Source organism: Chimaeribacter coloradensis (genome assembly GCF_002858715.1).
Classification (GTDB): domain Bacteria; phylum Pseudomonadota; class Gammaproteobacteria; order Enterobacterales; family Enterobacteriaceae; genus Chimaeribacter; species Chimaeribacter coloradensis.
The window spans coordinates 22081-39498 of sequence record NZ_PJZH01000023.1; the positions used below are offsets into that span (position 1 = coordinate 22081).

At 61.4% G+C, this 17418-nt stretch carries 23 protein-coding genes; 10 read left to right on the forward strand and 13 right to left on the reverse strand.

Annotated elements, in window-relative coordinates; translation table 11 throughout:
- Window positions 1–6: 6 nt before the first annotated feature.
- The 9 genes from fliJ (at window position 7) to fliR (ending at window position 6215) form a co-directional block, all read left to right on the forward strand.
- Window positions 7–453, forward strand: a complete 447-nt coding sequence (gene fliJ, locus CYR32_RS16810; protein ID WP_101826306.1) for a flagellar export protein FliJ — start codon at window positions 7–9, stop codon at window positions 451–453.
- On the forward strand, window positions 450–1775 hold the full coding sequence (locus tag CYR32_RS21910; RefSeq protein ID WP_241523849.1) for a flagellar hook-length control protein FliK: 1326 nt from the start codon (window positions 450–452) through the stop codon (window positions 1773–1775). Before fliJ ends, CYR32_RS21910 begins: the two co-directional genes overlap by 4 nt.
- Window positions 1776–1931: 156 nt before the next feature.
- Window positions 1932–2417 carry a flagellar basal body-associated protein FliL gene (gene fliL, locus CYR32_RS16820; RefSeq protein WP_101826307.1) on the forward strand — a complete coding sequence of 162 codons (486 nt, stop codon included), beginning with the start codon at window positions 1932–1934 and terminating at the stop codon, window positions 2415–2417.
- Window positions 2418–2423: 6 nt separating this feature from the next.
- Window positions 2424–3428: a flagellar motor switch protein FliM gene (gene fliM / locus CYR32_RS16825; RefSeq protein WP_101816003.1), complete on the forward strand. Its 1005-nt coding sequence runs from the start codon at window positions 2424–2426 to the stop codon at window positions 3426–3428.
- Complete coding sequence (fliN, locus tag CYR32_RS16830; protein ID WP_101826308.1) at window positions 3421–3837, forward strand: flagellar motor switch protein FliN; 417 nt, start codon at window positions 3421–3423, stop codon at window positions 3835–3837. Before fliM ends, fliN begins: the two co-directional genes overlap by 8 nt.
- Before the next feature lie 17 nt (window positions 3838–3854).
- Window positions 3855–4394 (forward strand): flagellar biosynthetic protein FliO, encoded by a 540-nt coding sequence (gene fliO / locus CYR32_RS16840; RefSeq protein WP_420912849.1) that lies wholly within the window; start codon window positions 3855–3857, stop codon window positions 4392–4394.
- A gap of 14 nt (window positions 4395–4408) precedes the next feature.
- The gene (gene fliP, locus CYR32_RS16845) at window positions 4409–5149 is read left to right on the forward strand and encodes a flagellar type III secretion system pore protein FliP (RefSeq protein ID WP_175578828.1); all 741 of its coding nucleotides are present in this window, start codon (window positions 4409–4411) and stop codon (window positions 5147–5149) included.
- Window positions 5150–5161: 12 nt separating this feature from the next.
- On the forward strand, window positions 5162–5431 hold the full coding sequence (fliQ, locus tag CYR32_RS16850; protein WP_101826311.1) for a flagellar biosynthesis protein FliQ: 270 nt from the start codon (window positions 5162–5164) through the stop codon (window positions 5429–5431).
- Window position 5432: 1 nt separating this feature from the next.
- Window positions 5433–6215 (forward strand): flagellar biosynthetic protein FliR, encoded by a 783-nt coding sequence (fliR, locus tag CYR32_RS16855; RefSeq protein WP_101826312.1) that lies wholly within the window; start codon window positions 5433–5435, stop codon window positions 6213–6215.
- Between the two features lie 38 nt (window positions 6216–6253).
- On the opposite strand, the gene CYR32_RS16860 is transcribed toward fliR, so the two are convergent.
- The 12 genes from CYR32_RS16860 to rimK all read right to left on the reverse strand — a co-directional run bounded on the left by CYR32_RS16860 (window position 6254) and on the right by rimK (window position 16259).
- On the reverse strand, window positions 6254–6805 hold the full coding sequence (locus CYR32_RS16860; protein ID WP_101826313.1) for a hypothetical protein: 552 nt from the start codon (window positions 6803–6805) through the stop codon (window positions 6254–6256).
- Window positions 6796–7365, reverse strand: coding sequence for a hypothetical protein (locus CYR32_RS16865; RefSeq protein ID WP_101826314.1), 570 nt, complete (start codon window positions 7363–7365; stop codon window positions 6796–6798). Before CYR32_RS16865 ends, CYR32_RS16860 begins: the two co-directional genes overlap by 10 nt.
- Window positions 7362–7721, reverse strand: a complete 360-nt coding sequence (locus CYR32_RS16870; RefSeq protein ID WP_101826315.1) for a tlde1 domain-containing protein — start codon at window positions 7719–7721, stop codon at window positions 7362–7364. Before CYR32_RS16870 ends, CYR32_RS16865 begins: the two co-directional genes overlap by 4 nt.
- Window positions 7722–7730: 9 nt before the next feature.
- Window positions 7731–8222, reverse strand: coding sequence for a type VI secretion system tube protein TssD (gene tssD / locus CYR32_RS16875; protein WP_101826316.1), 492 nt, complete (start codon window positions 8220–8222; stop codon window positions 7731–7733).
- 159 nt (window positions 8223–8381) lie between these two features.
- A complete protein-coding gene (gene rlmC / locus CYR32_RS16880; RefSeq protein ID WP_101826317.1) occupies window positions 8382–9509 on the reverse strand; it encodes a 23S rRNA (uracil(747)-C(5))-methyltransferase RlmC in 1128 nt (375 codons plus the stop codon).
- Between the two features lie 83 nt (window positions 9510–9592).
- Entirely contained in the window at window positions 9593–10042 is a 450-nt protein-coding gene (locus CYR32_RS16885; RefSeq protein ID WP_101826318.1) for a YbjO family protein, read from the reverse strand.
- 98 nt (window positions 10043–10140) lie between these two features.
- Window positions 10141–10986, reverse strand: coding sequence for a putrescine ABC transporter permease PotI (gene potI / locus CYR32_RS16890; RefSeq protein WP_101826319.1), 846 nt, complete (start codon window positions 10984–10986; stop codon window positions 10141–10143).
- On the reverse strand, window positions 10983–11936 hold the full coding sequence (gene potH, locus CYR32_RS16895; protein ID WP_101826320.1) for a putrescine ABC transporter permease PotH: 954 nt from the start codon (window positions 11934–11936) through the stop codon (window positions 10983–10985). The genes potI and potH overlap by 4 nt, the downstream gene beginning before the upstream one ends.
- 13 nt (window positions 11937–11949) lie before the next feature.
- On the reverse strand, window positions 11950–13083 hold the full coding sequence (gene potG, locus CYR32_RS16900; RefSeq protein WP_101826321.1) for a putrescine ABC transporter ATP-binding subunit PotG: 1134 nt from the start codon (window positions 13081–13083) through the stop codon (window positions 11950–11952).
- A gap of 176 nt (window positions 13084–13259) precedes the next feature.
- On the reverse strand, window positions 13260–14369 hold the full coding sequence (potF, locus tag CYR32_RS16905) for a spermidine/putrescine ABC transporter substrate-binding protein PotF (RefSeq protein ID WP_101826322.1): 1110 nt from the start codon (window positions 14367–14369) through the stop codon (window positions 13260–13262).
- Window positions 14370–14771: 402 nt separating this feature from the next.
- Window positions 14772–15251, reverse strand: coding sequence for a YbjN domain-containing protein (locus tag CYR32_RS16910; RefSeq protein WP_101826323.1), 480 nt, complete (start codon window positions 15249–15251; stop codon window positions 14772–14774).
- 105 nt (window positions 15252–15356) lie between these two features.
- Complete coding sequence (gene rimK, locus CYR32_RS16915; RefSeq protein ID WP_101826324.1) at window positions 15357–16259, reverse strand: 30S ribosomal protein S6--L-glutamate ligase; 903 nt, start codon at window positions 16257–16259, stop codon at window positions 15357–15359.
- 251 nt (window positions 16260–16510) lie between these two features.
- Here rimK and CYR32_RS16920 point away from each other — a divergent pair, with 251 nt between their 5' ends.
- A complete protein-coding gene (locus CYR32_RS16920; RefSeq protein ID WP_101826325.1) occupies window positions 16511–16774 on the forward strand; it encodes a GrxA family glutaredoxin in 264 nt (87 codons plus the stop codon).
- Between the two features lie 75 nt (window positions 16775–16849).
- On the opposite strand, the gene ybjM is transcribed toward CYR32_RS16920, so the two are convergent.
- On the reverse strand, window positions 16850–17230 hold the full coding sequence (gene ybjM / locus CYR32_RS16925) for an inner membrane protein YbjM (protein WP_101826326.1): 381 nt from the start codon (window positions 17228–17230) through the stop codon (window positions 16850–16852).
- Window positions 17231–17418 lie beyond the last annotated feature (188 nt).

Sequence of the window (17418 nt, forward strand, 5' to 3'; positions counted from 1 at the left end):
GCCCGGATGAACACTCTCTCCCCGATGGGTACCCTGCGCGATCTGGCGCAAAAAGCGCTGGACCAGGCCGTGACCCAGCTTGGGCAGGTGCGCCAGTCGCACCTTAACGCCGAACAGCAGCTCACGATGTTGCTCAGTTACCAGGATGAGTACCGCCAGCAGCTCAACAGCACGCTGAACGGCGGTATCGATGCCCTGAGCTGGCAGAACTACCAGCAGTTTATCCAGACGCTGGACAAGGCGATTGAGCAGCACCGCCGCCAGCTGGCGCAGTGGAGCCAGCGCCTGGACCAGGCGGTGAGCCACTGGCAGGACAAGCAGCAGCGGCTGAACGCCTACCAGACGCTGGCCGACCGCGCCCAGCTACAGCAGCGGGTGGTGGAGGGGCGGCTGGACCAGAAACGCATGGACGAATTTGCGCAACGAAGCACCTACAGGAACCGCGAACAATGAATCTGACTCTGTTGAACCTCGCCCCGGCGGCCGAGGCCACCACGGCCACCGCCGCCACCGCGATCTCCCCTGCGGCCACCGCCAACGGCCTGGCCGACGGGCTGCTGCCGGAAGAGAGCGGCCTCGACTTTGCCGGCCAGCTCGACGCCCAGCTCAGCCAGCTGGCCGCCGGCCTGCCGGGCAGCGCCCTGACAGCGGCAGGTGAGCCAAAAGGCAAAGGTGTGACCGCGCTGACGGCTGACGGCAAAGCGGCGCTGGTCGCGGCCACTGCCACCGGCAAAACCACGGCGGGTAAAACGCAGGCTGCCGATCTGGTGAGCCAGCTGGCTGCTGCCGTGGAAAAACTGACCCAGCCCGGCACCGCCCCGGCTGCGCTGGCCAGCCGTGATGCGCGCGTGGAGAAAAGCGACACCGCCGTTAACGCGGAAAAAGAGGATGACCAGCAGGCGATCCAGTCCCTGTTCGCCATGCTCGGCCTGCCCGCGCCGGTGATCGCCCCGGCACAGGCGGCGAACGCCGCCACCGTGACGGCGGAAGCCACCGGCGGTGACGCCGCCCTGACCCGCGCCGCCGGCCTGACCACGGCGCTGACCGCCTCCGCCCCGGCGGCGGCCACGCCTGCGGCTTCGGGCGCACCCGCCCTTCAGGCTGACGCGGAAACCTCCGCCGCAGCCGCCCCGGCCGTGGCCCCGGCAGAGAGCCTGGAGAGCGCAGCCATGCTGCTCTCCTCTGCCCAGCCGCAGAAAGAGGCCGCCGTCACCTCCCCGGACAGCGCGCCGCAGCCGACGGTGCAGGCGCTGGCGATGCCGGTGGCCGCCGCCACCGCAGCAGCGGCCCCGGCTGTTGCCGCCCCGGCCGTGGCCTCGGCCCCGGTGCTCAGCAGCCCGCTCGCCAGCCCGGAGTGGCAGCAGGCGCTGGGCCAGCAGGTGATGATGTTTACCCGCCAGGGCCAGCAGAGCGCCGAGCTGCGGCTGCACCCGGAAGATCTCGGGGCGTTGCAGATAAGCCTGAAGATTGACAACAACCAGGCACAGCTGCACTTCGCCTCACCGCACCAGCAGGTCCGCGCCGCGGTGGAAGCCGCCATGCCGCACCTGCGCACCGCGCTGGCAGAGAGCGGCATCAGCCTTGGCCAGAGCAGCGTCGGCAGTGACGGCAGCGCCTGGCAGAACCCGCAGCAGAGCGCCCAGCAGCAGGGCAGCCGCAGCACGCCGGGCAGCTGGAACGCCACTGACGCCCGCGCCGCCGCGGAACCGCTGGCGGTGCCGGCCAGCCTGGCGTCACGCCTGGGCGGCGGCAGCGGCGTGGACATCTTCGCCTGACGCTTTTTCCCCCTGCCCCCACAAACGGATGAGGTAAGGCGGTTTTCCATGCCTATTCCGCCTATTGTCCGGGCCGATAAACGCGATAATCATCGCAACTTCTAGTCCGGCAGGCATTGCGTGCCGGGCGTTAACGTACAGGAACCTGACTTATCCATGTCTGAACAAGCCATCACAGCCAAAGGTAAAGGTAAACGCTTCCCCTGGATGATCATTCTCATCGTGGTCGCCCTTGCCGCCTGCGCAGCAGCGGGCTACAGCTGGTGGAGAATGCATAACCATACCGAGGGTACCGTCAGCGAGAAACCTAAGCCGCCTGCCGCCCCGGTGTTTATGCCGCTGGACACCTTTACCGTCAACCTCCAGACGCCGACCAACGACCCGGACCGCGTGCTGTATATCGGCCTGACCCTGCGTCTGCCGGATGAAGAGACCCGCACCACCCTCTCCGGCTACCTGCCGGAAGTGCGCAGCCGCCTGCTGTTGCTGCTGTCGCGCCAGACGCCGGACCAGCTGGCAAGTGAAGCGGGCAAGCAACAACTTATCGGCCAGATCAAAGACGTGCTCCGCCCGTCTATGGTCCCGGGCCAGCCGGACCAGAAGGTGACCGACGTCCTGTTCACCGCCTTTATCTTACGGTGACCGGTTATGGGCGATAGCATCCTTTCTCAGGCTGAGATTGACGCGCTGCTGAACGGTGACAGCAACAGTGACGAACCTGTTGCCGCCACCGGCAGTGAAAATGACGTCCGGCCGTATGACCCGACCACCCAACGCCGCGTTGTGCGGGAACGCCTGCAGGCGCTGGAGATTATCAACGAGCGTTTTGCGCGGCACTTCCGCATGGGGCTGTTTAACCTGTTGCGGCGCAGCCCGGACATCACGGTGGGCGGCATCAAGATCCAGCCCTACCATGAGTTTGCGCGCAACCTGCCGGTGCCGACCAACCTGAACCTGGTGCAGCTGAAGCCGTTGCGCGGCACTGCCCTGTTCGTGTTTGAGCCGAGCCTGGTGTTCATCGCCGTGGATAACCTGTTTGGCGGCGACGGCCGTTTCCCGACCAAGGTCGAGGGGCGTGAGTTTACCCACACGGAACAACGGGTGATCAAGCGGATGCTGCGGCTGGCGCTGGATGCCTACGGTGACGCCTGGAGTGCGATTTACAAAATCGACATCGAGTATGTGCGTGCCGAGATGCAGGTGAAGTTCACCAACATCACCACCTCGCCGAACGACATCGTGGTGACCACGCCGTTCCACGTTGAGATCGGCGCGCTGAGCGGGGATTTCAACATCTGTATCCCGTTCGCGATGATTGAACCGCTGCGCGAGCTGCTGACCAACCCGCCGCTGGAGAACTCCCGCCAGGAGGACAACAACTGGCGCGATACGCTGGTTCACCAGGTGCAGCACTCGGAGCTGGAGCTGGTGGCGAATTTCGCTGAGATCCCGCTGCGGTTGTCACAGATTATGAAATTACAACCGGGTGACGTGCTGCCGATTGAGAAAGCCGATCGCCTGATTGCCCATGTTGATGGCGTACCGGTGCTGACCAGTCAGTACGGCACGCTGAACGGCCAGTACGCGCTGCGCGTGGAACACCTGATTAACCCTATTTTGAATTCGCTGAATGAGGAACAGCCCAATGACTGACGCCAACCAGCCGACTGACGCAACCGGATCCGTGGACGACTTATGGGCTGATGCGTTCAACGAACAGCAGCAGGCCGCCGAAAAACCGGTGCCGACCACCGAAGGGGTGTTCAAATCCCTTGAGCCGCACGAAGGGCTGGGCAATTTGCAGGATATCGACATGATCCTCGACATCCCGGTCAAGCTCACGGTGGAACTCGGCCGCACCAAGATGACCATCAAAGAGCTGCTGCGCCTGTCGCAAGGCTCGGTGGTGGCGCTGGACGGCCTGGCAGGTGAGCCGCTGGACATCCTGATCAACGGTTACCTGATTGCCCAGGGTGAAGTGGTGGTGGTCGCTGACAAGTTCGGCGTACGCATCACTGACATCATTACCCCTTCTGAGCGGATGCGCCGCCTGAGCCGCTGATGACCACACTGACCAACCTGTACGCTGACCACCCTGCTGCCCCGGCTGATGCCCCGGTGGCGGCCGCCGCACCGGCCGCTGCTGTTGCGGCAACGCCTGCCGCTGCTGCGGCGCAACCGGCCACGGCACAACCGGTCGTCACACAGCCGGTTGCCACGCCACCGGCGGCGGCACCGGCCCATGTGGCGGTGGTGCCGGCCGCCCCGGCGATCTCCACCGGCTCGCTGGTGACGCAGGTCGGCTCCGGGCTGGGCGGCATTCTGCTGCTGATCCTGCTGGCGGGCTGGGTGGTCAAACGTCTGGGCTTCGCCCCGCAGCGCCGCAACAGCGCGCTGCTGAAGGTGACGGCCAGTTGCCAGGTTGGCCAGCGTGAGCGGGTGGTGGTGGTCGAGGTGGACAACACCTGGCTGGTGCTCGGCGTCACGCCGACCCAGATCACCCCGCTCCATACCCTGAGCGCCCCCCCGGCGGAACCGGCAGCAGCGGCGTCTGCCCCCGCTGACCCGTTCCGCCAGTTACTGAACACTGTGCTTCACCGTCCGGATAAATCGGCATGACCGCTACCCTTTTCCTGCGCCGCGCCCTGACCCTGGGGTTACCGGCCCTGCTGTTGCTCGCGGCCCCGGCCGTTTTTGCCCAGGTGCCGGGCTTTGTCAGCCAGCCGTTGGCCAACGGCGGCCAGAGCTGGTCACTGCCGGTGCAGACGCTGGTGTTTATCACCACCCTGACGCTGCTGCCCGCCGGCCTGCTGATGATGACCAGCTTTACCCGCATCATCATCGTGCTTGGGCTGCTGCGTAACGCCCTCGGCACCCCGACCGCCCCGCCGAACCAGGTGATGCTCGGGCTGGCGCTGTTTCTGACCTTCTTTGTGATGGCCCCGGTGTTCGACAAGATCTACAGCGAGGCCTACCAGCCGTTCAGCCAGGACAAGATCAGCATGGAGACCGCGATGGACCGCGGCGCGCAACCGCTGCGTGAATTTATGCTGCGCCAGACGCGGGAAACGGATCTCGCGCTCTACGCCCGGCTGGCGAACCTGCCGCCGTTGCAGGGGCCGGAAGCGGTGCCGATGCGCATTCTGCTGCCCGCTTACGTCACCAGTGAGCTGAAAACCGCTTTCCAGATCGGCTTTACGGTGTTTATCCCGTTTTTGATTATTGACCTGGTGGTGGCCAGCGTGCTGATGGCGCTGGGGATGATGATGGTGCCGCCCGCCACCATCTCCCTGCCGTTCAAGCTGATGCTGTTTGTGCTGGTAGATGGCTGGCAGCTGCTGCTTGGCTCGCTGGCGCAAAGTTTCTACAGTTAACCCGGAGCGACCATGACCCCTGAATCGATTATGGCGATGGGCAGCGAGGCGATGAAAGTCGCCCTGCTGCTGGCCGCCCCGCTGTTGCTGGTGTCGCTGGTGACCGGCCTGGTGGTGAGCCTGTTGCAGGCCGCCACCCAGATCAACGAGATGACCCTCTCCTTTATCCCGAAGATCCTGGCGGTGGTGGCGACGATGGTGGTGGCCGGGCCGTGGATGCTGAACCTGTTGCTGGACTATATGCGCACGCTGTTCAGCAGCCTGCCGACGATTATCGGCTGATATGGTCACGCTGGACACCACCCAGCTCGGCCACTGGCTGAGCCTCTATTTCTGGCCGCTGCTGCGCATTCTGGCGCTGCTGAGCAGCGCCCCGCTGTTTGGTGAGAAGCAGATCCCGCCGCGGGTGAAACTGGGGCTGGGGCTGCTGATTACCCTGCTTGTCGCCCCCGGCCTGCCGGCCAACGATACCCCGCTTTTCTCCGCTGCCGCCGCCTGGCTGGCGATCCAGCAGATCATGATTGGCGTGGCGCTGGGGCTGACGATGCAGCTGGCCTTCGGCGCGGTGCGCATGGCCGGTGAGATTATCGGTTTGCAGATGGGCCTGTCGTTCGCCACCTTCTTTGACCCGTCGGGCGGCCCGAACACCCCGGTGCTGGCGCGCATCATGAACCTGCTGGCGGTGCTGCTGTTTTTAAGCTTCAACGGCCACCTGTGGCTGATTTCGATGCTGGCGGACAGCTTCCACACCCTGCCGGTGCGCAGCGACCCGTTGCAGGGCAATGGCTTTATGGCGCTGGCCCAGGCGGGCAGCCTGATTTTCAGCAGCGGGCTGATGCTGGCACTGCCGATCATCACCCTGCTGCTGACGCTGAACATGGCGCTGGGCCTGCTGAACCGCATGACGCCGCAGCTCTCGGTGTTTGTGATCGGTTTTCCGGTCACCATGACCATCGGCATGCTGACCCTGAGTATGATGATGCCGCTGATGGCCCCCTTCTGCGAGCACCTGTTCGGCGAGATCTTCGACCGGCTGGCCGCGATCCTCGGCGGTATCGCCGGCTGACAAGGCGGCCCGGCAGGCCGCTGATGAGATCCTGACGCTTACGGCCAGGTTTTGGTTCCCCAGGTGACTTTTCCGCGGAATTCCTCCTCTTTCAGCTCATCACGTCCCTCATACATCAACGTCATACACGCTTTGCCTTTATCGCCAATTTTACGCAGCGCCTCGGTTGCGCTGTCGTAATAGCGTACTACTGACTCTTTGGTGTAATCGAGACTGATGAAACCAGGGCAAAGATATTGCCAGTCATACAGGTTGATCTCTGACTTATCGATCGTTTTACCGATGTCCGGCAATATATCGAGCGTTGCTGCCGGGTTGGTCGTCAGGGAAAGGGCCAGGGAGTCCAGTAACTCATGCCGCTGCGTTTGATTAGCTTTTGCGGCAAACAGCGGTAAGGTCGTTAACCATGCCGGTTCACCCCTGGCGACACCGGAAAGCAGCAACTGCCACGCGTCAGGTTGCTTAAGCGTTACCCAGGCCTGGTCAGCACCTCCGGTTTCAGCGACATGGCGCAGGGCGTCGGGTGTCAGTGAAGCCCATGACATATGAGAAAACAGAGACAGCGCAATAAGAGAGGTTTTTATGGCCATGTTTTGGCTCCCCAGGTCATATTTTCGCGGCGCTCTTCTGACTCGATCTCTTCCATGGAGGATGTGATTAGCGCCAGACAGGCCGCACCCTTGTCGCCTGTTTTTTCCAGTGACTGCCTGACCTGAGAATAATATTTCAGGGTAGACGCGCGCGTATAGTCCAGCGTCATCGGCACCCCACACACGATTTCTGTACCAAAACGGCCTAATGCATAAATACCCTGCTCTGCCCTGGCATCGAGACGTTTGGCTATCTGCAGTGTGGTCAGCGGGTTAGAAACCAACGCAAAACTTAACGCAGTCATGACATCGCCGGTCTGTTTTTCATCCGCCTCTGCCCCTATTAACGGCACCAGGTTAAGCCATGGCTCCTCGCCGCGGGCAATACCTGCTATTACGGTATACCATTGTGTATCACTTTTCCTGAGCACCTCCATCATCTTATCTGCGCCAAATTCACTGACGGCATAGGTAATATTCTCCGGCGTAACGGTTCCCCATGATTTCCCAGAGGAGAAAATAAGGAACGGAGAGAGAATAAAGAGCGCAGCCCATTTCATCTGACTACCTCTAAATATCCACCGATGGATTTTGCCACTCTTTTTCTTACATCCTGCCCCATGATAATGCATCCTTCAGACGCCCAGCCTGCAGGTTCTTTTTTCCGCTCACCATGAATCCTGAAATTATTACGTCCAAACGTTTCGCCTGTTTTCTGTTCCAGTACAATAGTTAAAGGCCCTTTTGAATGTGTTACTCCTTTGATAAGGTATTTTCCTCTTGGCAATGGCCCCAACCCTTTTACCTGCTGACGATCAGGATTGTTTTTATTCGTCATGCGCCCGGCATAACCTTTCCCTACTTTTTCACCGTTATAATAAAGCTCACCGGTGCTTTGATGATATACCCATCCCATAGTGCCTCCTTACACAGTTTCTCGATTATTCCAGCTATCTGCATGGGTAATATTCCCATCCAGATAGCGCCAGATGATTTTTTCATAATGGAGTTCGACAAACTCAAGATGATTACGCTGCTCTCCATAGCTGGATTTTGTGTCATACATTCCTGGGCCTATAGCGGCCACATGTACATTTTCCAGTCGGACTGTAAAATACGCTTCCTCCTGCCCGGCGTAATTAATCCGGTAAAAAATGAATTCTGCAGATTGCAGCTTCTGCCCACTGGTTAATGCTTTATATAAATAGGTGCTTGAAGCATCTATTTCTTTTTCAAATAAGATAGGCATATGTTCACGGACACGAGTAATCCTGCCGGTATGGTTATCCGTCGGCAGCGAAATATCATGACTGAAAAAACTGACTTCAATACTGTTCTCACGCCCGCGCACGTCAACAGAGCCTTTGATGTCATTACCGGCATCATCTTTCAGCCATAAATACACCGGGATCGGCATTGTTCTCTCCTTGATATAACCCTATAAAACGCAAGTGTTATACGTCGTAGCCAACCGGTAGTGGAGTGAGCGCGATCACCATTTTGTGATGGACGGAGATTTTCAGAGGTTTAGTAGAGGCAACGCAGCGCCACGGCCGGGTGGCCGTGGCGGGGGCGATCAGCGGCGGGTCAGCAGGGTCAGGACTTCGTAGTGCGCGGTGTGGGGGAACATGTCGAACAGCTGGATTTTCTCGCAGGCGTAGTCCGGCAGGCTGGCCAGGTCGCGCGCCATGCTCTCGGCGTTGCAGCTGGAGTAGAGGATATAGGGCGGCGCCATGCGGCTCAGGTAGTCACACAATTCTGTGCCGATGCCGCGGCGCGGCGGGTTGACCAGCACCAGATCGGGCACCTGCGCCTCATGGGTGGCGAAGCCGGTGGAGTCCAGCGCCTGGAAGTTCACCTTCTCCAGCCCAAGCTGATCGGCGGAACGGCGCGCGCAGGCGATCGCCTCGGCGCTGATCTCAATCCCGGTCAGGGCCATCTCCGGCGTGGCGCAGTGCAGGCCAAACCCGCCGACGCCGCAGAAGAGATCCCACATCGCCCTGACCGGCAGCGCCCGCACCCAGTCGCGGGCAGTGGCGTAGAGCGACGCCGCCACCTGCGGGTTGGTCTGGAAAAAGCTGCGCGGGCGCAGGTAGAGCGGCACCTGGTTGAACTGCTCCGCCAGCATCTGGCCGTCCGTCAGCATGATTTCGGTGTCACCTTCCAGAATCGCCATATGTACCGGCTGGAGGTTCACCGAGATCACCCGCAGCTGCGGCAGCTGCTGTTGCAGCCACGGCAGCGCGGCGCGCAGCTGCGCCAGTTTCGTTTCCGAGCGCAGCACAAAACGCAGCATCAGCCCGCCGTCCAGCGTGCTCTCCGTCAGCAGAATAAACTTCAGCTCGCCGCGCTTGCGCGCCACGTGGTAGGGCGTCAGCCCGGCGCGGGCGATAAAGGTTTTCAGCACCGCGAAGACCGGCTCAAACGAGGCCGGGTAAAGCGGGCAGGCGGTGAGGTCCACCGGGGTGCCGTCGCGGTGCAGCATCCCGAGCAGCGGGCGCTCCACGCTGCCGCTGACCACCATTTTGGCTTTGTTGCGGAACGCCTGCTCCGGCCCGGTGACCGGCGGCAGCCACGCGGCCACCGGCCGCCCGGCCAGCAATTGCTGTAACTGCTGCTGTTTCTGTTCCAGCTGCCGGTCGTAAGGCAGGGCCAGCCACTGGCAGGATCGGCAGGTGCCGGCGTCATACTGTGCGCAATGCATAAGTTACCTGGTCGGATGCGGGAGGGGCAAAAATCAAGGGCGCAAAGTGTACTGTATGCGCCCGGCCAATGCCAGCGGGCGCGTCAGCGGCGGCGTGAGAAAAAGCGGCGGCTGGAGGGCGGCAGGAACAGCAGGATCAGCACCAGCGCATCGGGCAGTTTCTGCATCATCAGCGCATTCACCGCCTCGGCGGGGTCGGCGCTTTCGATGCGGAAAATTTTCGGCCCGAACCACTCGAAAGAGGCCAGCAACATATACCCCACCACCAGCAGCTGGCAGCCGAAGTAGAGCCAGCGCCCCCAGTTGCGGGCGCGCATCACCGCGTAGGCGCAGTGCGCCTCCACCAGGATGATCACCAGGCTGCAGAGCAGCAGCAGCGTATTGAGCCAGTTCTCCGTGCTGGCACGCACAAAATCCCCTACGCCCGCCAGCCCCAGTTCATCAAACAGCAGCAGAAAACCGAGCAGCCGGGTGGCGATAATGGCGCTTGCGCCGATCATTACGGGAACGGGAATAAATGCCAGACGACTCATTGATCTGAATGCTCTCCTGCCTGCCACATCATTGTGAAAAAAAGACGCCGCCTGAAGCGGCGGCGTCGGCAAGAAAAGCGTAACAGCTTTAGGCTGAATCAGCCACGCGCGGCCCGTTGTAAATCGCGCACCCGCTGCTTTTCTGCGCGGGCCATAAACCACCAGGCGATAAGGCCAATCACCCCCACCACCAGCAGGATCAGCGACGCCAGCGCGTTGATCTCCGGGTTCACCCCCAGGCGCACGCTGGAGAAGACCAGCATCGGCAGCGTGGTCGCCCCCGGCCCGGAGACGAAGCTGGCGATTACCAGGTCATCCAGCGACAGGGTAAACGCCAGCAGCCAGCCGGAGACAATCGCCGGGGCGATCATCGGCACGGTGATGACGAAAAAGACCTTGAGCGGCGCGGCACCGAGATCCATCGCCGCCTCTTCGATGGAGCGGTCCAGCTCACGCAGCCGGGAGCCGATCACCACCGCCACATAGGCGGTACAGAAGGTGACGTGCGCCAGGAAGATGGTGAACATGCCGCGCTCCTGCGGCCAGCCGATGGCGTGGCCGAGCGCCACAAACAGCAGCAGCAGCGACAGCCCGGTGATCACGTCCGGCATCACCAGCGGCGCAGTCAGCATAAAGGCGAAGCCGGTGGCGCCGCGGAAACGGCCGAAGCGCACCATCACCACCGCCGCCAGCGTGCCGAGGATCACTGCCGCCGTGGCCGCGCAGGCGGCAATGGTCAGGCTGAGGCCCACGGCGCTCATCATCGCGGCGTCGTGGAACAGCTGCCCGTACCAGCGCACCGACCAGCCGGCCCACACCGTCACCAGCTTGGAGCTGTTGAACGAATAGATCACCAGCATCAGCATCGGCGCATAGAGGAAGGTGAAGGCCAGCACCAGAATCAGGATGCGCCACGGCGAGCGCACCACCGGTAAGTTACTCATTCCCCGTCTCCCAGGCTTTTGTTCTGATGTTTATGGAACCAGAGGATCGGCACAATCAGCAGCAGCAGCATCACAATCGCCACCGACGAGGCCACCGGCCAGTCCCGGTTATTGAAGAACTCCTGCCACAGCACGCGGCCGATCATGATGCTGTCCGGCCCGCCGAGCAGCTCCGGGATCACGTACTCCCCCACCGCCGGGATAAACACCAGCATCGAGCCGGCGATAATCCCGCCTTTGGTCAGCGGCACGATCACCTGGAAGAAGGTTTTCAGCGGCCGCGCGCCGAGGTCGAGTGACGCCTCCACCAGCGAGTAGTCGATGCGTGACAGCGCGGTGTAGATCGGCAGCACCATAAACGGCAGGTAGGAGTAGACCACGCCGATGTAAACCGCGAGGTTGGTGTGCAGGATCACCAGCGGCTGGTCGATCACCCCGGCCCACATCAGCACGTTGTTCAGCACGCCGTTGTTTTTCAGGATGCCCATCCAGGCGTAGACGCGGATCAAAAACGATGTCCACGACGGCAGGATCACCAGCAGCAGCAGGATGTTGCGGGTCGAGGGCTTGCTGTGCGCCACCGCCCAGGCGAGCGGGTAGCCAATCGCCAGGCAGCAGAGCGTCGAGACCGCCGCCACGCGCAGCGACTGGAGGTAGGCGTCAATGTAGAGCGGGTCGTCCGTCAGCGACAGGTAGTTGTTGAGGTTCAGCACGATCTCCAGCGTGCCGTCCGCCCAGCTCACCAGGTCGGTATAAGGCGGGATGGCGCGGGCCATCTCCGCCAGGCTGATTTTGAACACAATCAGAAACGGCAGCAGGAACAGCAGCAGCAGCCAGATAAACGGCAGCGCGATCACCAGTTTGCGCCCGTGGCGCATCTTCTGGCGGGCAAACCAGGTTTTCAGGGGCCGCGCCGGGGCGGCCGGGGGGCGTTCGGTTAACAGGGTCATGGCGCTCTCCTGATCAGGCCGTGAGCACAACACAGCTGTCCGCATCCCAGCAGAGGCGCACTTCGTCGCCCCAGGTAGGCATCCCTTTGCGGTAGCGGTGATCGTTTTGCAATTGGGCGGTGATCATCTGGCCGCTGAGCAGCCGGACATGGTAGATCGACAAATCGCCGAGGTAGGCGATGTTCACCACCTCCCCCACCGCGAAGTTGCAGCCGTTGGCCGGCACCTCGTCGCACAGGGCGATCTTCTCCGGGCGCAGGGCGACAAACACCGGCACGCCGTCCACCACCGAGGCGTCCGGGTCAACCAACAGCGGGTGACGCAGGCCGGGGCTGCTGAGCACCAGCGCATCGTCTCGACGCTCCTGCAACAGCCCTTCGAACACGTTGACCGAGCCGATGAACTCGGCGCTGAAGCGGGTGTTCGGGTGCTCGTAGATCTCTTCCGGCTCGCCGATCTGCACAAATTTGCCGCGGTTCATGATGGCGATACGCCCGGCCATGGTCATCGCCTCTTCCTGGTCGTGGGTCACCATCACGCAGGTCGCGCCGACGCGCTCCAGGATGTCGACCACTTCCAGCTGCATGCGGTCACGCAGTTTTTTGTCGAGGGCGCCCATCGGCTCGTCGAGCAGCAGCAGTTTCGGCCGTTTTGCCAGGCTGCGCGCCAGGGCAACGCGCTGGCGCTGGCCGCCGGAGAGCTGGTGCGGCTTGCGTTTGGCGTACTCTTCCATATGCACCAGCGTCAGCATCTCGGCGACGCGCGCCTTGATCTCCGCGCCGGGCAGCTTGTCCTGCTTGAGGCCGAAGGCGATGTTCTGCTCCACCGTCATGTGCGGGAACAGCGCGTAGGACTGGAACATCATATTGATCGGCCGCTGGTAGGGCGGCACGTGGGAGAGATCCTGCCCATCCAGCACGATCTGGCCGTGGGTCGGGGCCTCAAAACCGGCCAGCATCCGCAGCAGCGTGGACTTCCCGCAGCCGGAGGCACCCAGCAGGGCAAAAATCTCACCTTTATAAATCGTCAGGCTGACATCATCCACGGCGGTCTGGCCGTCGAAGGATTTGGTCAGGTTACGGATCTCCAGCAGCGGTGTGAACACCTTCTGGGACTTGGGCTGAGGGCGGGGAATCGCGTCATTCACTCAGTGTGCTCTCCGGCAAAAGCGGGTCAATGCTGCAGCTGTGTATGCAGCGCTGTTCATTGTCACTGTCAACAATAAGGTTACTGTCAACAATAAGAATAACAGGCGGTCGTAAAACCGCCTGTCGCATCAGGGTCGGGGGGTGATGCCCCGGGAACGGGGCATCAGGCGGCGGCTTATTTACCGCTCTTTACCTTGGTCCAGGCACGGGTACGCACGCGGTCAATCTTCGGCTCCTGCACCTTCAGGGTAAACATCTTAGCGCGCACCTCTTCCGGCGGGTAGATGCCCGGGTTGTTGCGCACGTCCGCGTTCACCAGCGGGGTGGCCGCCAGGTTGCCGCTGGCGTAGTAGACGGTGTTACTGATGTTGGCCATGACGTCCGGCTTCATCAGGTAGTTGAGGAACTGGTACGCCTCCTCCTTATTCTTGGCGTCCGCCGGCATGGCGAAGACGTCAAAGAAGGCCAGCGCCCCCTCTTTCGGGATGCTGTAGGCCACGTTCACGCCGTTTTTCGCCTCTTTGGCGCGGTTGGCCGCCTGCATCACATCCCCTGCCCAGCCGACTGCGACGCAGATGTCACCGTTCGCCAGGTCGTTGATGTACTGCGAGGAGTGGAAGTAGCGGATGTTCGGCCGCAGCTTCAGCAGCAGGTCGGTGGCCGGGCCGCTGTAGTCCGAGGCGGCGCTGCTGTTCGGGTCTTTGCCGAGGTAGTTCAGCACCGTGGCGAAGATCTCCTCCGGGGCGTCCAAGAAGGAGACGCCGCAGCTTTTCAGCTTCTCCAGGTTTTCCGGCTTCAGCACCAGATCCCAGCTGTTGACCGGCGCGTCAGCGCCCAACGCGGCTTTGACTTTCTCCACGTTATAGCCGATGCCGGTGGTGGCCCACAGGTACGGGATAGCGTATTTGTTGTCCGGGTCGTGCTTCGCCACCAGCTTCAGCAGCTCCGGGTCGAGGTTTTTGTAGTTCGGCAGCTTGCTCTTGTCGAGCGGCTGGAACACGCCCGCGCTGAGCTGGCGCTCCAGGAAGCTGGCGGACGGCACCACCAGGTCGAAGCCGGTGCTGCCGGCCATGAGTTTGCCTTCCAGTACCTCATTAGAGTCAAAGACGTCATACACCACTTTGATGCCGGTCTCTTTCTGGAAATTGGCTAAGGTGTCGGGCGCGATATAGTCCGACCAGTTGTACACATGCAGCGTTTTTTCTTCCGCCGCAGCGGTAACGGAGGCCGCCATCAGCAGGCCGGCAACCAGGCCTGAGAACCAGTTTTTACGCGGGATAACCATCCGTAACTCCCTCCAGAACAGGGTGAACCATCAAAATAAATATGTATCTCACGGAGATACAACACCTTTCCTGACTTAGCGCCGTTGCCGACCCCGCCGCTGCATAGCCATGCATGCGCCGGGGGGTTGCCCATCACGGGATTAACCGCTTGGTTTTTCAGGGGTATCGCAGGCCCTACACAGAACCAGAAGCATAACCGCTGTTGCCGCGGCACACCATAGCCCAGCGTAAAAAACGCCTTTTATCGATTTTTTATGCACTTTTTGTCTATGTGATACGTCGGCTGCGCGATAAACAGCGCGAAATATCCGGCAATAGAGGGCAAAACGCAGAATAAAGCATTACGTCACAAAGACGCGGGAGGGTTTGCCGCCGCGAGAGCGGCAAAACGATCGGGGGGATCAGTGCAGGCGGTGGAGGATCTCAACCGGTGGGGCGTTGTCGTCATCGTCGCCCAAAAACAGCAGGTCATTGGCACGCGCTTCGAGGATGATCATCGACACCTGCTCTTCGCTCTGCTGCATAAAGCTGCCGAACTGCTCCAGCGTCACGCCCACCAGCACGCTCAGTGACTGGCATACAATCAGCTTCGGCAGGTTGTCATCCTGAATGTCGATAAACGCCTTGGCGGAGAGCGAGCTGGCGTTAATCTGGCTCAGATCCGCGAACAGCGGGATCAGGGCGGTCGGCTTCACCTCGGCCAACGCTGAGAACAAAATCACGTTATCCACCAAATCGATCTTGGCATCAAAAACGCCATCAAAATTCTGCATATGCGGCAGATGGAGAGCCTGACAGGAATCGCACTCAAAGAACGATATCCCCAATTGATCCAGCCAGCGGCGCAGTTGCGCCAGATCGGGGATGGTGAGTGAATCCATAATTAGTCTGCCTCACGGGTTACAGGGATGGAAAAGGGGCATAGCTTACGGAATATTCCGGCGCAACGCCATGCACAATCACACTGCGGACAATGGGTTTCAGATTTACCCTCCGGTTTTCAGCCGGTGGCCGCGGCGGAGGCGCTGCTCAATATAGGCGATCATCATGCCGGCGATGTCGAGGCCGGTGATGGCCTCGATGCCCTCCAGCCCCGGCGAGGCGTTGACCTCCAGCACCAGCGGGCCGCGGTCAGCGCGCAGGATGTCGACCCCGGCCACGTCCAGCCCCAGGGTGGCGGCGGCTTTCACGGCAATGGCGCGCTCGGCGGCGGTCAGGGTTACCGGGCCGGCGGTGCCGCCGCGGTGCAGGTTGGAGCGGAACTCCCCCGGGCGCGCCTGCCGGGCCATCGCGGCCACCACTTTGCGGCCGACCACCAGGCAGCGGATGTCACACCCCTGCGCCTCGCGGATATACTCCTGCACCAGGATATGGGCATTGAGGCCGCGGAAGGCGTCGATCACGCTCTCCGCCGCCTGCCGGGTTTCAGCCAGCACCACGCCGATGCCCTGCGTGCCCTCTACCAATTTAACCACCAGCGGCGCGCCGCCGACTAACGCGATCAAGTCATGGGTATCGTCCGGTGAATGGGCAAAACCGGTAACCGGCAGGTCGATGCCCTGCCGCGCCAGCAGCTGCAGGGAGCGCAGTTTGTCCCGCGCACGGGTGATCGCCACCGACTCATTGAGCGGGAAGCTGCCCAGCATCTCAAACTGGCGCAGCACCGCCATGCCGTAAAAGGTGGTCGCCGGGCCGATCCGCGGGATCACCGCCTCAAAATGCGTCAGTTGCCGCCCCTGGTAGTGCAGGGCCGGTGCGGCGGGGTTGATGTTCATGTTGCAGGACATCGGGTCGATGACCTCTGCCTCATGGCCGCGGCGCTGTGCCGCCTCTTGCAGGCGACGGCTGGAGTAGAGCGCGGCATCGCGCGAGAGAATGGCAATCTTCACAACGTGCTCCCTGTGGGTGCCGCCATCCGCGGCACCAGGTTCCGATAGGCTGGGTTAATCAGATTAACAGGTAATTCCTGCTTTTGTTTCCGGCGCGTGCCCGGCATAGTAGCGGCAACAACAAAATGCCTTGCGCCGGGTAACACTTTTTATGCAACGCCGCGCTGTTTCATTTTCAGGCTGCGCAGTCCGGCACAGGGGTGATGGTTTATTCTCAAGTCCTTTACAGGCACGTTAACCAAGGAGTTTCCATGTTTGCAGTGATTTTTGGGCGTCCGGGCTGTCCGTATTGTGTCCGTGCTAAAGAGCTGGCTGAAAAACTCACCGAAGAACGTGATGATTTCAACTTCCGCTACGTCGACATCCACGCGGAAGGCATTACCAAAGCCGACCTGGAGAAGACCGTGGGCAAACCGGTAGAAACCGTCCCGCAGATCTTCCTCGACCAGAAACACATCGGCGGCTGCACTGACTTCGAAGCCTACGCCAAAGAGCACCTGGCCCTGTTCCAGTAATCGCTCCGGCTATGACGGCAAAAAAAAGCGCTCATTGAGCGCTTTTTTTATGGGCTTTTTCTGCGGGTTACCCGGTTATTGCGCGCCCCGCCGCTGCCAGGCGCGCCACAGCGACTGCACCAGCATCAGGCACAGCGCGCCCAGCACACACCAGAAAATGGCGCTGGCGGCGTAGGCCATCTCCTGGAACAGCGTGCGCACCCGCACGAAAAACAGCACCCGGATCAGGTAACAGCACGGGATCGCCAGCACCGCGCCGAAAAAGGCCGCCGAGATGCCGTTGCGCCCTACCACGGAGGCGGTCACCATCCCCGGCAGCATAAACAGCAGCAGCCCATACTCCGGGCCGGGCGCAAAGGTGCGCACCACCACCAGCTCGGTTTTCAACATAACAAAGATGGCGAGAAACAGCAGGCAACAGAGCGCTGCGCCATATTTTTCGTGAATATGCGTCATACCGCATCCTCCATAAAACACGGACGCCCCCGGCGGTGCCGCGCGCCTGAGCGCGTGGGTGCCCGCACCGGGCGGGGGCAGGTAATTACTTTTCCCTGTAACGAATGACGTGGCATGACCACAAGATAAAACATCTGAAGGGCCGGATTTTACCGGCTTTTATCTGGCTGAAAGGCGGGCTTGACGCT

What these genes read in the sequence shown, in the direction of transcription:
- fliJ (WP_101826306.1), top strand. Translation starts at nt 7, where the DNA reads ATGAACACTCTCTCCCCGATGGGTACCCTGCGCGATCTGGCGCAAAAA.
- CYR32_RS21910 (WP_241523849.1), top strand. Translation starts at nt 450, where the DNA reads ATGAATCTGACTCTGTTGAACCTCGCCCCGGCGGCCGAGGCCACCACG.
- fliL (WP_101826307.1), top strand. Translation starts at nt 1,932, where the DNA reads ATGTCTGAACAAGCCATCACAGCCAAAGGTAAAGGTAAACGCTTCCCC.
- fliM (WP_101816003.1), top strand. Translation starts at nt 2,424, where the DNA reads ATGGGCGATAGCATCCTTTCTCAGGCTGAGATTGACGCGCTGCTGAAC.
- fliN (WP_101826308.1), top strand. Translation starts at nt 3,421, where the DNA reads ATGACTGACGCCAACCAGCCGACTGACGCAACCGGATCCGTGGACGAC.
- fliQ (WP_101826311.1), top strand. Translation starts at nt 5,162, where the DNA reads ATGACCCCTGAATCGATTATGGCGATGGGCAGCGAGGCGATGAAAGTC.
- fliR (WP_101826312.1), top strand. Translation starts at nt 5,433, where the DNA reads ATGGTCACGCTGGACACCACCCAGCTCGGCCACTGGCTGAGCCTCTAT.
- CYR32_RS16860 (WP_101826313.1), bottom strand. Translation starts at nt 6,805, where the DNA reads ATGGCCATAAAAACCTCTCTTATTGCGCTGTCTCTGTTTTCTCATATG.
- CYR32_RS16865 (WP_101826314.1), bottom strand. Translation starts at nt 7,365, where the DNA reads ATGAAATGGGCTGCGCTCTTTATTCTCTCTCCGTTCCTTATTTTCTCC.
- CYR32_RS16870 (WP_101826315.1), bottom strand. Translation starts at nt 7,721, where the DNA reads ATGGGATGGGTATATCATCAAAGCACCGGTGAGCTTTATTATAACGGT.
- tssD (WP_101826316.1), bottom strand. Translation starts at nt 8,222, where the DNA reads ATGCCGATCCCGGTGTATTTATGGCTGAAAGATGATGCCGGTAATGAC.
- rlmC (WP_101826317.1), bottom strand. Translation starts at nt 9,509, where the DNA reads ATGCATTGCGCACAGTATGACGCCGGCACCTGCCGATCCTGCCAGTGG.
- CYR32_RS16885 (WP_101826318.1), bottom strand. Translation starts at nt 10,042, where the DNA reads ATGAGTCGTCTGGCATTTATTCCCGTTCCCGTAATGATCGGCGCAAGC.
- potI (WP_101826319.1), bottom strand. Translation starts at nt 10,986, where the DNA reads ATGAGTAACTTACCGGTGGTGCGCTCGCCGTGGCGCATCCTGATTCTG.
- potH (WP_101826320.1), bottom strand. Translation starts at nt 11,936, where the DNA reads ATGACCCTGTTAACCGAACGCCCCCCGGCCGCCCCGGCGCGGCCCCTG.
- potF (WP_101826322.1), bottom strand. Translation starts at nt 14,369, where the DNA reads ATGGTTATCCCGCGTAAAAACTGGTTCTCAGGCCTGGTTGCCGGCCTG.
- CYR32_RS16910 (WP_101826323.1), bottom strand. Translation starts at nt 15,251, where the DNA reads ATGGATTCACTCACCATCCCCGATCTGGCGCAACTGCGCCGCTGGCTG.
- CYR32_RS16920 (WP_101826325.1), top strand. Translation starts at nt 16,511, where the DNA reads ATGTTTGCAGTGATTTTTGGGCGTCCGGGCTGTCCGTATTGTGTCCGT.
- ybjM (WP_101826326.1), bottom strand. Translation starts at nt 17,230, where the DNA reads ATGACGCATATTCACGAAAAATATGGCGCAGCGCTCTGTTGCCTGCTG.